At 65.8% G+C, this 14,923-nt stretch carries 15 protein-coding genes; 4 read left to right on the forward strand and 11 right to left on the reverse strand.

Annotated features, from left to right (window positions below; all coding sequences use genetic code 11):
* Positions 1-34: 34 nt before the first annotated feature.
* The 5 genes from AC56KL_RS12580 to AC56KL_RS12600 form a co-directional block, all read right to left on the reverse strand.
* Positions 35-1,471, reverse strand: a complete 1,437-nt coding sequence (locus AC56KL_RS12580; protein ID WP_497180496.1) for a hypothetical protein — start codon at positions 1,469-1,471, stop codon at positions 35-37.
* Positions 1,472-1,591: 120 nt separating this feature from the next.
* The gene (locus AC56KL_RS12585) at positions 1,592-2,203 is read right to left on the reverse strand and encodes a class I SAM-dependent DNA methyltransferase (RefSeq protein WP_497180497.1); all 612 of its coding nucleotides are present in this window, start codon (positions 2,201-2,203) and stop codon (positions 1,592-1,594) included.
* Positions 2,204-2,207: 4 nt separating this feature from the next.
* Positions 2,208-3,977, reverse strand: coding sequence for a gamma-glutamyltransferase (gene ggt, locus AC56KL_RS12590; RefSeq protein WP_497180498.1), 1,770 nt, complete (start codon positions 3,975-3,977; stop codon positions 2,208-2,210).
* A 104-nt stretch (positions 3,978-4,081) separates the two neighbouring features.
* Positions 4,082-4,840 (reverse strand): 3-hydroxyacyl-CoA dehydrogenase, encoded by a 759-nt coding sequence (locus AC56KL_RS12595; RefSeq protein WP_497180499.1) that lies wholly within the window; start codon positions 4,838-4,840, stop codon positions 4,082-4,084.
* 161 nt (positions 4,841-5,001) lie between these two features.
* Entirely contained in the window at positions 5,002-5,682 is a 681-nt protein-coding gene (locus AC56KL_RS12600; RefSeq protein ID WP_497180500.1) for a hypothetical protein, read from the reverse strand.
* A 162-nt stretch (positions 5,683-5,844) separates the two neighbouring features.
* Between AC56KL_RS12600 and AC56KL_RS12605 the strand changes: the two genes are divergently transcribed.
* Positions 5,845-6,357, forward strand: coding sequence for a DsbA family protein (locus AC56KL_RS12605; RefSeq protein ID WP_497180501.1), 513 nt, complete (start codon positions 5,845-5,847; stop codon positions 6,355-6,357).
* Positions 6,358-6,521: 164 nt separating this feature from the next.
* On the opposite strand, the gene adk is transcribed toward AC56KL_RS12605, so the two are convergent.
* The 6 genes from adk to AC56KL_RS12635 form a co-directional block, all read right to left on the reverse strand.
* A complete protein-coding gene (adk, locus tag AC56KL_RS12610; protein WP_497180502.1) occupies positions 6,522-7,178 on the reverse strand; it encodes an adenylate kinase in 657 nt (218 codons plus the stop codon).
* Between the two features lie 204 nt (positions 7,179-7,382).
* Complete coding sequence (gene kdsB, locus AC56KL_RS12615; protein WP_497180503.1) at positions 7,383-8,135, reverse strand: 3-deoxy-manno-octulosonate cytidylyltransferase; 753 nt, start codon at positions 8,133-8,135, stop codon at positions 7,383-7,385.
* A 4-nt stretch (positions 8,136-8,139) separates the two neighbouring features.
* Positions 8,140-8,310 carry a Trm112 family protein gene (locus AC56KL_RS12620; protein ID WP_436106986.1) on the reverse strand — a complete coding sequence of 57 codons (171 nt, stop codon included), beginning with the start codon at positions 8,308-8,310 and terminating at the stop codon, positions 8,140-8,142.
* On the reverse strand, positions 8,291-9,319 hold the full coding sequence (lpxK, locus tag AC56KL_RS12625; RefSeq protein WP_497180504.1) for a tetraacyldisaccharide 4'-kinase: 1,029 nt from the start codon (positions 9,317-9,319) through the stop codon (positions 8,291-8,293). The genes AC56KL_RS12620 and lpxK overlap by 20 nt, the downstream gene beginning before the upstream one ends.
* Positions 9,320-9,352: 33 nt before the next feature.
* Entirely contained in the window at positions 9,353-9,796 is a 444-nt protein-coding gene (locus tag AC56KL_RS12630) for an ExbD/TolR family protein (RefSeq protein ID WP_497180638.1), read from the reverse strand.
* Positions 9,796-10,401 carry a MotA/TolQ/ExbB proton channel family protein gene (locus tag AC56KL_RS12635; RefSeq protein ID WP_497180505.1) on the reverse strand — a complete coding sequence of 202 codons (606 nt, stop codon included), beginning with the start codon at positions 10,399-10,401 and terminating at the stop codon, positions 9,796-9,798. The genes AC56KL_RS12630 and AC56KL_RS12635 overlap by 1 nt, the downstream gene beginning before the upstream one ends.
* A gap of 1,244 nt (positions 10,402-11,645) precedes the next feature.
* Here AC56KL_RS12635 and xseA point away from each other — a divergent pair.
* From xseA to AC56KL_RS12650, 3 genes are all read left to right on the forward strand, one after another.
* On the forward strand, positions 11,646-13,019 hold the full coding sequence (gene xseA / locus AC56KL_RS12640; protein ID WP_497180506.1) for an exodeoxyribonuclease VII large subunit: 1,374 nt from the start codon (positions 11,646-11,648) through the stop codon (positions 13,017-13,019).
* A 95-nt stretch (positions 13,020-13,114) separates the two neighbouring features.
* Complete coding sequence (locus AC56KL_RS12645) at positions 13,115-13,693, forward strand: superoxide dismutase (RefSeq protein ID WP_497180507.1); 579 nt, start codon at positions 13,115-13,117, stop codon at positions 13,691-13,693.
* 153 nt (positions 13,694-13,846) lie between these two features.
* A complete protein-coding gene (locus AC56KL_RS12650) occupies positions 13,847-14,917 on the forward strand; it encodes a tartrate dehydrogenase (RefSeq protein WP_497180508.1) in 1,071 nt (356 codons plus the stop codon).
* The last annotated feature ends 6 nt before the right edge of the window (positions 14,918-14,923 follow it).

Consider the following 14,923-nt stretch of genomic DNA (forward strand, 5'->3'; position numbering starts at 1 on the left):
AAATAGTCAGGATCTTGTTGCTTTTGCGTTTCCGTCAAGGCAGCGTCAAGCTGCGCACGAAACCATCGGCGCGCAACAGGGCCGGATCGGCGTCCGCCGTGTGCGTGCCCGGCCCGTTGTCCATGCCCGCCGCCAGCCAGGTCCCGGCCCACGGCGTCACCGAACGCAGCTGGTTGTGGCGCGGCCCTGCCGCTACCGGCAGCTGTTCGCGCACCCGGCCGTCCGGATCGAGCACGGCCAGTAGCGGCCGGGCGTCGTCGGAGATGCTGGCTCCGTTCGGGTTCTGGAAGTAGGCTTTGCTGCCGGAAGCCAGCAGGCGCCCGTCCGGCAGCGAGGCCACGTCGAGCAGGGCGTCGCCGCGGTCGAAGTCGATCGCACGATAGGCGGCCTTGCCCGTCTGCCCGGCCGGGATCACGCTCAGCAGGCCGTCCCAGCCGAAACCATCCGGCCGGCGCTCCGGCAGGATGCGCCCGACCGCGACGATGGCGTCGCCGTGCCAGCGCAGGGCCTTCACTTCGGTCGGCGCGCGGGTGTCGAGGTAGCTGGTGCCGACCCGCCGCCCGTCCGCGGCCAGCTCGGTCACCAGGGCGCCGCTGTAGAACTCGGCGGGCAGCGTTTCCTTGAAATGCTCGGCATGGCCCTCGGCGTAGTCGGTCGGATTCAGGTTCACGCCCACCGCGATGCGTCCCTTGGCGTCGGTATCCAGCAGCACCTGCCATTGTCCTTGCAGACCGCCGAACGGGTCGAAGGTGCCGGTGGTGACTGAACGTCCATAGACGGCAACGCCGGGCTCGACCAGGGTGCGCCAGCTGCGCACGAAGCCGCCATCCCCGAAGGTGTAGCGGTAGGCCAGGATCGAGTTGCGGCGGGTGTGCAAGGCCATTGCCAGGTGCTCGCCCAGCGGCGCCAGGCGCACGCCGTCGCGCGTGGCCTGCGGCAGCAGGGCCTTGTGGTCGCGGATGAAGGCCGGTTCGCCGATATAGGGATCGTTCGGGATCGCCGCATCCTGGAAGTCGAGCTGGGAAACCGGAACGCCGCGCCGGTCGAGCCGCAGCAGGCGCACCTGCGTGTCGGTGGCGATCACCACGCTGATCTCGCGGCTGGGGTGGACGGCGAAGTCGAGCAGCGACCAGCCGTCCGGCGGCGCATAGGCGCTGGTGGCGGCGGCGCCCTCGGCGATCACGAGGCGGCGCATCGGGCGCAGCAAGGGTGCGAACGAGGGTTCCAGCTTCTCGGCCAGCGCGACCCAGCCGCTGCCGCTGCCGCTGCCGCTGCCGCTGCCGCTGGCGCGCACCTTGACCATGGCTTCGCCGGTAGCGCGATGGTCCACAGCCGACTGTACAGGCGGCGGGCCGTCACCGGCCCCGCCCTTGCCTGGTTCGCCGCCACCGCAGGCGCTGAGCAGGACGATCGGGAGGAGCAGGCTGGCGGCGGCCAGGCGGGGGCGATAAGCGAGGAAGGTAGTATGCATGGTGTCCGCAAGGTCGAAGGGTCCATGCATCCTAGCCTTCCCCGGCGCCGCATCTGTCGCGACTTTGTCCTCGGGACTTCCCAATTTCGTCACCGACTGTCGCGCCGGCGGCCAGCTGCCTCAGGCCGGGCGCTGCGCAATGATGTAGACGTGCTTCAGCGGATACTGGTCGAACTCGAGATGCCGGCAGATGCAGCCCGCCTTGCGCACTAGCTCGAGCAGCCCGGGTATCCCCAAGGTGCTGTAGCTGACCGGCACGCCCATGGCGTCGTCCACATGTTCGGCGGGGCCATCCAGGCCGCCTGAGGAAAAGATGAAAACCCCGCCGGGTGCGAGCGCCCCCATCAGCTTGTGCATCAGGGCATGCTGCTGTTCGAGGCCGACGTGCCAGATGCTGTCCCAGGCCGTGATAAAGCGATAGCTGCGCGGGAGCGGCCAGTCGCACACGTCCGCATGGTGCAGGACCACTTCCGAATCGGCCTGTTTCGCCAGCGCCACCATGCGCGCCGAGATGTCGACGCCTTCGATGCGCAGGCCATGGGCACGCATGGCACGGTTGAACCGGGTATTGCAGCCGCAGCCGACATTGAGCGCCCAGGCATCCGCCGTCCCGTGGAGGAAGGCGAGCGCCCGTTCATGCTGGCGCACGCCGTTGCTGTGGTCAAAGTGGTCATCCGCGTCCAGCCAGCGTGCGGCCAGCTGGTCGTACGCTGCGGCGATCGACGCAGGCATGGCCTCAGTCGCCCCTGGCCACGCCTTCGCGGCGCGGATCGGCCCCGCCATACCACAGCGGCACGCCGTGCACTTCGATACGCTGGATGCCGTGCAGGCCCGAGGTCTGCTCGCCAAGGCGCACCTTGTGGCCGCGCGCGTTCAGGGCTTCGATGGTGGTGGACGGGAAGCGCCCCACTTCGAGTTCGGTCGGCCCGTTGCGGCTGCCGAAGTTCGGCAGCGAGATCGCCTGCTGCACGTTCAAACCCCAGTCGAGGGTACCGACCAGCACCTTGGCCACGTAGTTGATGATGGCCGGGCCGCCGGGCGAGCCCACGGCCAGCACCAGCCGGCCGCTGTTCCGGTCAAACACCACGGTCGGCGACATCGCGCTGCGCGGGCGCTTGCCGGCTTCCACGCGGTTGGCCACCGGACCGTCGGCGTCACGCGAGGCGAAGGAAAAGTCGGTGAGCTGGTTGTTGAGGATGAAGCCGTTCACCATCTGGCGCGAGCCGAAGGCGTCCTCGATGGTGGTCGTCATCGCCAGTCCGGCGCCGAAGCCGTCCACCACCGACAGGTGCGAGGTCGACGGCGTTTCGATCGCGTTGTCGGTGCCCCATGCCACGTCCATGCCGGGCGGCTTGCCGGCCGGCGCCTCGCCCATCGAGCGCGGTCCCACCAGTTTCGCGCGCTCGGCCAGGTAGGTCTTGTCGATCAGGCTCGGCACCCCGCGCCCGGGGAGCGGCACGAAGTCGGTGTCGGCGGCGTAGCGGTTGCGGTCCGCATAGGCCAGGCGCGCGACTTCGCTGAACACGTGCAGCGCATCCGGTCCCGGCACGCCATTACGCGGGGCGAGCGACTGCATGTCCATGGTTTCGAACATGCCCAGCATCTGGGCCACGGCGATGCCGCCGGAGGATGGCGGCGGCATGCCGCACACCGTGTAGGCGCGATAGTCGCTGCAGACCGGCGTGCGCACTTTCGGCCGGTAGGCGGCGATGTCGGCGGCGCTCAGGAGCCCCGGGTTGGTCGGATGGCCCTGCACCTTGGCCGCGATGGCGCGCGCGATGGGACCGTCATAGAACACGTCGGCGCCGCCCTCGGCGATCTCGCGCAGCGTTTGCGCCAGCGCCGGGTTCTTGAGGATGTGGCCGACCGGCCAGGGCTCGCCGCCGTTGCCGTAGAAGTAGCGCGCTGCCTCCGGGTCCTTGCGCAGGTGCCGGTCGCCGGACAGTAATGCGTGCAGGCGCGGGCTCACCGCGAAGCCTTCTTCCGACAGCTTGATGGCGGGCGCGAACAGCGCGCGCCAGGGCAGCTTGCCGTGCTCGCGGTGCGCCAGTTCCAGCATGCGCAGCACGCCCGGCGCGCCCACCGAGCGCCCGCCGACCACCCCTTCGGTGCGCGACACGGGCGTGCCGTCAGGGCGCTGGAACAGGCGTTCGTCGGCGCCAGAGGGCGCGGTCTCGCGGCCGTCGAAAGCCTGGGTCTTGCGGCCGTCGTAATGCACCAGGAAGGCGCCGCCGCCGATGCCGGACGATTGCGGCTCGACCAGGGTCAGCACCAGCTGGGTAGCGATGGCAGCGTCGATGGCGCTGCCGCCCTGCTTCAGGATCCGGTAGCCGGCATCCACCGCGACGGGATTTGCTGCGGCCACCATGTAGCTTTTCGCGGGCCAGCCAGCCTTTTCACGGTAACCGGTGGCGGCTTCGGGGGCGGCCTGCCGTGCGTCCTGCGCCAGCACGGGCTGGACGCCCGCCAATGCCAGCGCGAGCGCCAGCGATGTCAACTTGTTCAATCGATTCTCCAGAAAGCAAAACGGGCGCGCGGCTCGCGCCACGCGCCCGACACCTGCCCATCGTACAACAATTGGCGGGCGGCTTCAGGCAGCGCTCTGTCCGCTTACTTCGGCTGCATGCGGATCGCGCCGTCGAGGCGGATCGTTTCACCGTTGAGCATCACGTTTTCGATGATGGCCTTGGCCAGGTGCGCGTATTCCTTCGGCATGCCGAGGCGCGGCGGGAACGGCACCATCTTGCCCAGCGAGTCGCGCACTTCCTGCGGCATGCCCATCAGCATCGGGGTTTCGAAGATGCCCGGGGCGATGGTCATCACGCGGATGCCGCTGCGCGCCAGGTCGCGCGCCATCGGCAGGGTCATGCCGGCCACGGCGGCCTTGGACGAGCCGTAGGCGGCCTGGCCGATCTGGCCGTCGAAGGCCGCGACCGAGGCGGTGTTGATGATGATGCCGCGCTCGCCGTACTCGGCGGCGTCAAGCTTCCCCATGGCGTCGGCCGCCAGGCGGCTCATGTTGAAGGTGCCGACCAGGTTGATGTTCACCGCGCGCTGGAAGGCCTCGAGCGGGTGCGGGCCGTCCTTGCCGACGGTCTTGATGGCCGGCGCCACGCCGGCGCAGTTGACCAGGCCGCGGAGCAGGCCCAGCTTGCCTGCTGCCTCGACCACGGCCAGGCCGTCGGCCTCGAGGGTGACGTCGCACTTGACGAACTGGCCGCCCAGTTCCGCCGCCAGCGCGGTGCCGGCATCGACCTGCACGTCGGCGATGACGACCTTGCCGCCTGCCTCCGTGATCATGCGCGCCGTGGCCGCTCCCAGGCCCGAGGCGCCACCGGTCACGATGAACACATTGTTCTGAATTTGCATGGTTTTCCCTTTTAAAAGTGCTAGTGCCGCTGTCTTCGAACGGTGATGACGCCCGCTCACGCTCACTTAGGCGAAGTTACGTTTACGTAAACGTCAAACAGCGGCATTGTAGCGAACTTTTGGCAAGAAAAACCATCCGGGAGCGCTTTACGCTTCTCCGCTCAAAGGCATTGCATGGTGGCGCCGTTGCGGGTGCACAGGCGGCCACTGCTGCTGACCGTGGCGTTCCCGGGCCCGCTCGCGTTGTAGGTGGCGCCGTTGACGTCGGTGCAGGTGCTGCCCATGCAGCCCATGACCTGGGTCGACTGGGGCGCCACCGGCGGCGTCGCGATCCTGGCCTGTGCCCCGGCAACCGGCGTCGGGCTGGGGGCGACGATGCGAGGCGTGCCTTCGATCTGCTGGACGGCGCCCGGGCGGCGCTGGGCCTGCCTGGCCTTCCCGGCCTCCTGCCTGCGCTCGGTCCCACCCTGCCGCTCCAGCTGGGTCTGCGGCTGCCGGGTCTGCGGTTGCGCCTGCGGCTGCGGGGGCACGGGCGCCGGGCGGGCCGACGGATCGACTTCGTTCTGCTTGCCGGTGACCGGCGGCGATCCGGCACGCTCTTCCTGCGCCTGCGGACGGGCTTCGCCGGCTGCCTGCGTGGTGGCCTGCGTTGTGGCCTGCGTAGTGGCCTGGGTGTGCTGTCGGGTGGTGGCGGGTGGGGCCTCCGGGTTCAGCACCGGGCCGAAGGTGGCGCTGTCGGATACCGGCTTGCCGGTGGGCGGCTGTGGCGTCGCGTTCTGGGCCAGCGCGCCGCTAGAGCCCAACGCGAACAGCACGGCAATCATGGACTGGATGGGACTCATGGTGCACCTCATACGATTCGTGTTTGGACAGGCCATTATCTGCCCGCGCGAGCCAGGCGGGCGCACGCGAAACACTTCCTCACATGATTGATGAAGGGTAACGGGCGGCGTGGGCGGCCCGTGCATGCGAAGATCGGACCCTCTACATTCACAGGAGCGAGCATGGGCCAGTTGCAGATCGTGGAAGGCGACCACGTGCGGGGCAATCCGAACGCCGACATCGTCATCGTCGAATACGGCGACTTCCAGTGTCCCTACTGCGCGCGCGCCCATCCGACCCTGCGCGAATTGCAGAAGCGCTACGGCGAGCGCATCACCCTGGTGTACCGCCACCTGCCGCTCGGGATGCACCCCTACGCGGAAACGGCCGCCGAGGCCGCGGAAGCGGCGGCGGCCCAGGGCAAGTTCTGGGAAATGCACGACACGCTGTTCGAGCACCAGGCCCAGGTGGCGCCGGGCCAGTTGCCCCTGCTGGCGCAGCAACTGGGCGTCGAAAAGGAACGCTTTGACGAAGACCTGGCGACGCGCCGCCACCGCGAGCACATCCAGGCCCAGGCGGAAGAAGGAAAAACCCTGGGGGCGAGCGGGACGCCGAGCTTCTTCATCAACGGCGAACGCTATCACGGTGATTCCGACCGGGCATCGCTGACGGCCGCCGTCGAGCGATATCTGTAAGCTGTGCGATGGACGTAGGGTGGTCGGCTTGCCCGACCGCGCGTTCAACTCCGGCATGCACCGTGGCGCCACGAGCACTGGCTGAACGCGCGGTCGGCAGAGCCGACCACCCACCACGAAAAAAACGGCCCTGCAGGGCCGTTTCGATCGACACACGAACGCGTTTATTCGGACAGCGCCGCGAAGGCTGCGTCGCGCACCTGCTCGACCTGGCCGACGCCCGAAATCTTGCGGTACTTCGGCGCGCCCGGCAGGCCCGACTGTGCCCACTTGTTGTAGTAGCCGAGCAGCACTTCGGTCTGGTTGTGGTATACGGACAGGCGCTTCAGGACGGTCTCTTCCTTGTCGTCGTCACGCTGTACCAGCGGCTCGCCGCTCACGTCGTCGACGCCGTCGACCTTGGGCGGATTGAACTTGGTGTGGTAGACGCGGCCCGAGGCGGCGTGGGTGCGGCGGCCCGACATGCGTTCGACGATCAGCTCGTCCGGCACGTCGATTTCCAGCACGTAGTCGATAGCCACGCCGCTGTCCTTCATGGCGTCGGCCTGCGCGATGGTGCGCGGGAAGCCGTCGAACAGGTAGCCGTTGGCGCAGTCGGTCTCTTTCAGGCGTTCCTTCACCAGCCCGATGATGATGTCGTCCGACACCAGCTGGCCCGCGTCCATCACCTTCTTCGCAGCCAGGCCCAGCTCGGTTCCGGCCTTGATCGCCGCGCGCAGCATGTCGCCGGTGGAAATCTGCGGGATGTTGAACTTTTCCTTGATGAAGTTGGCCTGGGTGCCTTTACCGGCGCCGGGTGCTCCTAACAGAATGAGACGCATGAGTTTCCTAGATTCTTAGAGGATGTTGATAATTTTATTGTGAGCGATCAATGTTGGAACTGAGCGCTTTGGTGCGGCATTTGATATATATCTGGCTACTTGATACGAAAGTTACCACAAAAGTCAGCTTTGACGCCAATCCCCGGGCCTGCCGCCAGCCCGATTTGATGTGGCGCAGACAAGCTAAAACCAGCCCCGGGAAGTTCAGTCAAGATAGTGGCGGCGAACGCGCTCCAGGTCGTCGGGTGTGTCGACACCGGCAGGCGGCGCGCTGTCGGTCATATGCACGGCAATCGGGTAGCCGTGCCACAGCACCCGCAGCTGTTCCAGCGCCTCGATGGTTTCGAGCGGCGAACTGTCCAGCGCCGGATAGGCCTGGAGGAAAGCATTGCTGTAGGCGTACAGGCCGACGTGGCGCAAGGGCGCATAGCCGGCCGGCAGCGCATCTGTCGATTGTGCAAATCCATCGCGGTGCCAGGGAATCGTGGCGCGCGAGAAATACAGCGCCCTGCCCGCCTTGTCGAGCACGACCTTCACCACATTCGGATTGAATACCTCGGCAAGCTCGTGGATCGGGTGCGCCACGGTGGCCATCGGCACGCCTTCCCGCACCAGCGCGGCGCAGGCGGCCAGCAGGGCCGGATCGATCAGCGGTTCGTCGCCCTGCAGGTTGACCACGACCTCATCCGGCGCCAGCCCGAGGGTGGCGGCGACTTCGGCGATGCGGTCGGTACCCGAGGGATGGTCGGTGCGGGTCATGCAGGCCTCGATGCCGTGCGCTGCGCAGGCGGCCAGGATATCCGGGTGGTCGGTGGCGACGATGATGCGCGCCGCACCCGACGCGCGGGCGCGTTCGGCCACGCGCACCACCATCGGCTTGCCGCCGAGATCGGCGAGCGGCTTGTTCGGCAGGCGGGTCGAGGCCAGGCGGGCCGGGATGATGACGGTAAAACCCATCGGCTTACACCGGTTCGATCTTGCGCGCCTGGTCGGCCCACATGATGGGGATGCCATCGCGGATCGGGTATGCAAGGCGGTCAGGGCTGCAGATGAGTTCCTGCGCCTTCTTGTCGTACTGGAGTGGGCCCTTGCACAGCGGGCAGACCAGGATATCAAGCAGTCGAGCGTCCACGACATTTCTCCACGATTTGTTCGGCCAGCGCGGTATCGATCCGCGCCGTCACCGGTACGACCCACAGCCGCGGATCGTCCTTCAGGTTATCAAGTTGCCGACATTTTACTGCATCCTTCTCCGTGATCAGGATGACATCGGCATCCAGCTTGTCGAAGGGACGGTCGCGGAAGTCGTGGTGGTCGGGCAGCGGCAGTTCCTCGAAGACCAGCCCGGCGCCGCGCAGCATCGCGAAGAAGCGCCCCGGGTTGCCGATGCCGGCGGCCGCGACGATGCGGCGGCCCTGCAGGCGCGCCAGGGGCAGGCAGGCCTCCGGCCGCATCAAGGGTTCGGCGAAGTCGCCCGCCAGCGCCATGCGGAAGGGCTCCCCGCCCACCGCGCGCGCCAGTTGCGGCGTGATCTCGGGCGCGTTCACCACCGTGAAATCGCGCCGGCGCGAAGGCGGCTCGCGCAGCGGTCCGGCCGGCAGCAGCCAGCCGTTGCCGACCCCGCGCCCGTCGAACAGGACGATCTCGACGTCACGCGCCAGCGCGGTGTGCTGCAGGCCGTCGTCGGCGATCAGGACGTCGACCTCCGGGTGCGCGGCCAGCAGCGCCCTGCCCGCTTGCGCGCGGCGGCGACCGACCACGACCGGGCAAGCGGCGCGCGCGGCGATCAGGAGCGGCTCGTCGCCCACATCCTGCGCGCTGGACTGCGGCGTCACTTCACGGGGCGCAGCTTGCGCGCCGCCATGGCCGCGCGAGATGACGCCCGGACGCATGCCGGCCGCGCGCAGCTTGTCCGCCAGCCAGATCGTGAGCGGGGTCTTGCCTGTTCCGCCAATAAAAATATTGCCGACAACGATGACCGGCACCGGCAGGCGTTCGCTTCGCTTGATGCCGAGGCGGTAAAGCAGCGTGCGCAGGCCGGCCAGCAGCCGGAACAGCAGCGCGAGCGGCAGCAGCATGCGGGCCAGCGGGCCGCGGCGCAGCCAGGCATGGGTGAGTGTGGATTCGAGCTTGGAAGCCATGGAAGGGCTGGTGGACGCCGCGGCGTCCCCGGCTTATTTCTTCGTGCCGGTCTGGGCCGCGAAGCTCAGCTTGTCGTAGCCGGCCACGCGCGCCGCTTCCAGCACATTGATGACCATCTGGTGCATCGCGAACTGGTCGGCATTGACGATCACGACCGGGTCATTGGCCGGCTGCCCGTCCGGGCCGCCGCTGCGGGCGGCATTCCTCAGGTTCTCGGCCAGGCCGGCCACGCTGTGGAAGGAGACCGGCACGCTGTTGACCGTGTAGTTGCCCTTGGCGTCGATGGTGACGTTGATCTCGAAGGGCCGCTGCTGGACCTTCTCGGCGTCGGCCGTCGGCAGCGTGATCTGCAGCTCGGTGAACTTGCTGTAGGTGGTCGAGACCAGCAGGAAGATCAGGATGACCAGCAGCACATCGATGAACGCGATCAGGTTGATCTCCGGTTCCTCACGCTGGCGGCCGCGGCGGAAGTTCATCATTTGCGGCTACCGTGCACGACGTCGACGACCTTCACGGCCTGCAGCTCCATCTCGACGATGAAGCTGTCGACCGAGGAGCGGAAATGGCGGTAGAACACCAGCGCAGGCATGGCGATGGCCAGGCCGAAGCCGGTGTTGTACAGGGCCACCGAGATACCGTGCGCGAGCTGGGCCGGGTTGTTGCCGGTCGGGCTCTGGGCGCCGAAGATCTCGATCATGCCGACGATCGTGCCGAACAGGCCCATCAGCGGGGCGAGCGAGGCGATGGTGCCGAGCGTGGTCAGGAAACGCTCCAGGCCGTGGGCGACGCCGCGGCCGGCTTCCTCGATCGATTCCTTCATGACCTCGCGCGGGGCGTCGACATTGCGCAGCGCGGCGGCCAGCACGGTGCCGAGCGGCGAATTGTGTTCGAGCTTGTCGACCACCTCGGGCGTGACCTTGCCGGCGCGGTAGACGCGGATCACTTCATCCAGCAATGCCTTTGGGAGGATCTTCTCGCGGCGCAGGTAGATCAGGCGTTCCACGATCAGGGCGACAGCGACGATCGAGGCGATCAGCAAGAGCCAGATAGGCCAGCCTGCAGCTTGGAAAATGGCGAGCAAAAGAAACTCCTGAGCGAAAGAAATCAATTCAGCAATGTAACAAGTTGCCAGCAGTGCGGCAAGTGCGGCACCCTGCGGTTCTGCACAGCTTCTGTGGATAAAAATGTGCGCAAGCCCGCGCGTTTGGACGAACGACGTTGATTTATAAGGACATTTTGACCTTGCGCAAGAAAATGGCAGGCGCCGGCCGGGCTGGTTTGCCTCTTCCCGGCCGAACTCGGCAGTTTGTTTTGATCTGGCACAAGAAAAAGTGTTACGAACAAATTCTGTGGACAAAATTGTGCGCAAGGGTCAGCGGCAAGGCCTAATGCTTTGATTTTGAAGAACAAATTTCCCAAGCGCAAAATTTAATCAGCGCATACTACGCGCGACACCCCGGCACCCTGTGGGGTTCCTCACAGTTTTTGTGGACAATAATGTGTGCAAAGGGGATTTTGAAGACTTAAGCCTTTGATTTGGCTCAACAAAAACTCGACGCACAAAAATTCATCAATCGGCTTGTAGACAAGTGTTTGGGTGCATAAATCGCTCCCGAAGCAGCATTTGTTCAGCGCTGTGGGCTCTCGGGCCAAGAAAATTCAATCTGTTCACATTTTTTGTGGACAAGGATGTGATGAAGCACAGGGATGCGTAACTAAGCATATGATTTAGAAGGATGAATTGTGTCTGCCGTCGAATTGGGCATCGACCAGGGCGCCGTAGCTTGCGTCTTCCATGAGCGCACTCCCTTTTAGCTGCAGAGACGGCTGTTCCGCTTGTGCACACTTTTTGTGGACAAGGATGTGTGCAAGCCTCTCTCCTGCTAGCTAAGTTGCTGATACTAAAGAAAAAAGTTTCCAAGTGCCATTTTTGAGCAGCGCACGCCACCCACATGGGCGGGCCACACATGTTCGTCGTGATTCAATTGCTATGCACAGCTTTTGTGGACAACAATGTGACCAAGCGCCACGTATGCATGCTAAGTCCTTGATCGCAAACGAAAGTGCACGCCCTGCATAAAATTGAGGCGAGCTCGCTCTTACCTCGCTGAGTTCCCCACAGAATTTGTGGATAAGATTGTGGCCAAGTGTGAAGTGCCCTTGCCAAGCCATTGATTCTTAAAGACTTCATTCCCGTGCATTGAAAAAAGGCAACAATAATCCGTCCACAATGCGTCGCTTGGTGCGCGCACGGATGGCGACAGGCGCTTGTCGTTTTGGCCAAGATATGACATAAGCATGCCCTTGCCCTTTCATCGACCCGCCATGGAACGCCCGACCGACGCCGATCCCGCCTACACCGCCACGCCCGTCATGACCGTGACATCCTTGAACCAGCAGGTGGCCCGCCTGCTCGAACGGAGTTTTCCACTGGCCTGGATCGGCGGCGAGATCTCGAACTTCACGCGGGCCGGTTCGGGTCACTGGTACTTCACGCTCAAGGACGATGCCGCCCAGGTGCGCGCCGTCATGTTCCGCGGCCGCGCCCAGTACGCCGGCTTCGTCCCGCGCGAGGGCGACAAGGTCGAGGTGCGCGCCCTGGTGACCCTGTACGGGGCGCGCGGCGACTACCAGATCAACGTCGAGACGATCCGCCGCGCCGGCGTCGGCCAGCTCTACGAAGCCTTCCTGAAGCTGAAGGAAAAGCTCGCGGCCCAGGGTCTGTTCGACCAGGAACGCAAGCGCCCGCTGCCGCTGTTCCCGCGCACCATCGGCATCGTCACCAGCCCGCAGGCGGCGGCGCTGCGCGACGTGCTGACCGCCCTGCGCCGCCGGGTGCCGCATGTCCGGGTGATCCTGTACCCCGCTCCGGTGCAGGGCCAGTTCGCCGCCGACAAGATTGCCGAGGCCATCACCACGGCCTCGCGGCTCCAGGAAGCCGACGTGCTGCTGGTGTGCCGCGGCGGCGGCTCGATCGAAGACCTGTGGAGCTTCAACGAGGAAGTCGTCGCGCGCGCCATCGATGCCTGCGCCATCCCGGTGATTGCCGGCGTCGGGCACGAGACCGACGTTACCATTGCCGACTTCGCCGCCGACGTACGCGCCGCCACCCCGACCGCCGCCGCCGAACTGGCCGCCACGCCGCGCGCCGACTGGCTCGCCTCGCTCGAAGCCGACGCGACGGACTTGCGCCGTGCGATGCGCCGCACGCTGTCGGAAGCCAGCCAGGGCCTGGACAACGCCAGCCGCCGCCTGCTGAGCCCTTCGGCCCAGATCCGCCACCAGCGCGTGAAGCTGCTGTCGATGGCGGCCGCGCTGACCCATGCGGTGCGTACGCCCGTGAACCGCCAGAACCTGGTGCTGGCCCAGCTGCAACAGCGCTGGATGCGCCACCGTCCCGACATGCGTACCCTGCGCGCCCAGCTACTGGCTGACGGGCGCCACCTGAACGCCAGCCTGTGCAACAGTGTCAAACAGCGGCGCGACGGGCTGGGGGCGCTGGCCGCCCAGCTCGAACTGCTGAATCCGCAACGCACGCTGGAGCGCGGCTATGCGATCGTGCGCAACGTGAAAGGCGAGGTGCTGCGCGATCCGGCCCAGGTCAAGGCGCGCAACAAGCTGAACCTGCGGCTGGCGGGCGGCAGCGCCGATATCGTCGTCTCGAGCGTACAGGCCGCGCCTGGAGAAGCGCCCGAGTAAGCAGCACTGGTCAAGCAAGCAACATCGCGCCATCCGGTTTAGAATAGCGCGGTTTTGGAACAAAACCCGTCCAACCAACGCACAAGGAATAGCACATGGAACATACTCTGCCGCCACTGCCGTACGCTAAAGATGCCCTGCAGCCGCACATCTCGGCCGAAACCCTGGAATTCCACCACGGTAAGCACCACCAGACCTATGTCACCAACCTGAACAACATGATCAAGGGGACCGAGTACGAAAACCTGTCCCTGGAAGAGATCATCCAGAAGTCGAGCGGCGGTGTGTTCAATAACTCGGCCCAGGTGTGGAACCACACCTTCTTCTGGAACTGCATGACCCCGAACGGCGGCGGTGCGCCGACCGGCAAGGTGGCGGACGCCATCAACGCCAAGTGGGGCTCGTTCGACAAGTTCCGTGAAGAGTTCAACAAGTCCGCGCTGGGCAACTTCGGCTCGGGCTGGACCTGGCTGGTGCAGAAGGCCGACGGCAGCGTCGACATCGTCAACACCTCCAACGCCGGCACCCCGCTGACCACCACCGACAAGCCGCTGCTGACCGCCGACGTCTGGGAGCACGCCTACTACATCGACTACCGCAATGCGCGCGCCAAGTTCCTTGATGCGTTCTGGAATGTCGTGAACTGGAACTTCGTGAACCAGAACATGGCCTGAGCCGTTCTGCGCTCCCAAGCCTGACAAACACAGCCCGCTTCCGCGGGCTGTGTCTATTTACGGCGCCGACGACCCGGCCACACGCAGGTCGATCGTCGCGAGTGTTTTCTTGCTAAGCTGACGGCTGACATGCATTCAGCCCAGGAGCCAGCCATGCAACAGCACAGGATCGCCGTCATCGCCGGCGACGGTATCGGCAAGGAAGTCATGCCCGAGGGCTTGCGCGCGCTCGAGGCGGCAGCCAGGCGCTTCGGCATCGGGCTGGAGTTCGTCCACTTCGCGTGGGCCAGCTGCGACTACTACCTCGAGCACGGCCAGATGATGCCGGACGACTGGAAGACGCAGCTCGCCGGCGTTGATGCGATCTTCTTCGGCGCCGTGGGCTGGCCCGACACGGTGCCCGACCACATCTCGCTGTGGGGTTCGCTCCTGAAATTCCGCCGCGAGTTCGACCAGTACGTGAACCTGCGCCCGGTGCGGCTGATGCCGGGCGTGCCCTGCCCGCTCGCGAACAAGCAGCCCGGCGACATCGATTTCTATGTGGTGCGCGAGAACACCGAGGGGGAGTACTCGGCGGTGGGCGGGCGCATGTTCGAAGGCACCGAGCGCGAGCTGGTGCTGCAGGAAGCCGTCTTCACCCGCCACGGCACCGACCGCATCCTCAAGTGCGCCTTCGAGCTGGCCCGGCGCCGCCCGAAGAAGCACCTGACCGCCGCCACCAAGTCGAACGGCATCGCGATTTCGATGCCCTACTGGGACGAGCGCGTGGCCGCGATGGGGGCATCCTATCCGGACGTCCGCTGGGACAAGTACCACGTCGACATCCTGGCCGCGCGCTTCGTGCTGTCGCCGGAACGCTTCGACGTGGTGGTGGCCTCGAACCTGTTCGGCGACATCCTGTCGGACCTGGGCCCTGCCTGTGCGGGCACGATCGGGATCGCCCCCTCTGCCAACCTCAATCCCGAGCGCAGCTTCCCTTCATTGTTCGAGCCGGTGCACGGCTCGGCGCCGGACATCTACGGCAAGAACATCGCAAATCCGATCGCCATGATCTGGTCGGGCGCGATGATGCTGGAGTTTCTGGGCTATACGGAAGCGCACGATGCGGTCGTGCGGGCGATGGAGCATTGCCTGGTGAGCAGGCCGCGTACGCCGGACATGGGCGGGACGGCCAATACCACCGACGTGGGCAACGCCATCGCCGAGTATCTGGTCACTGCTTGAGGTCCG

It is taken from the genome of Telluria sp. ZB4P34, from assembly GCF_059686055.1.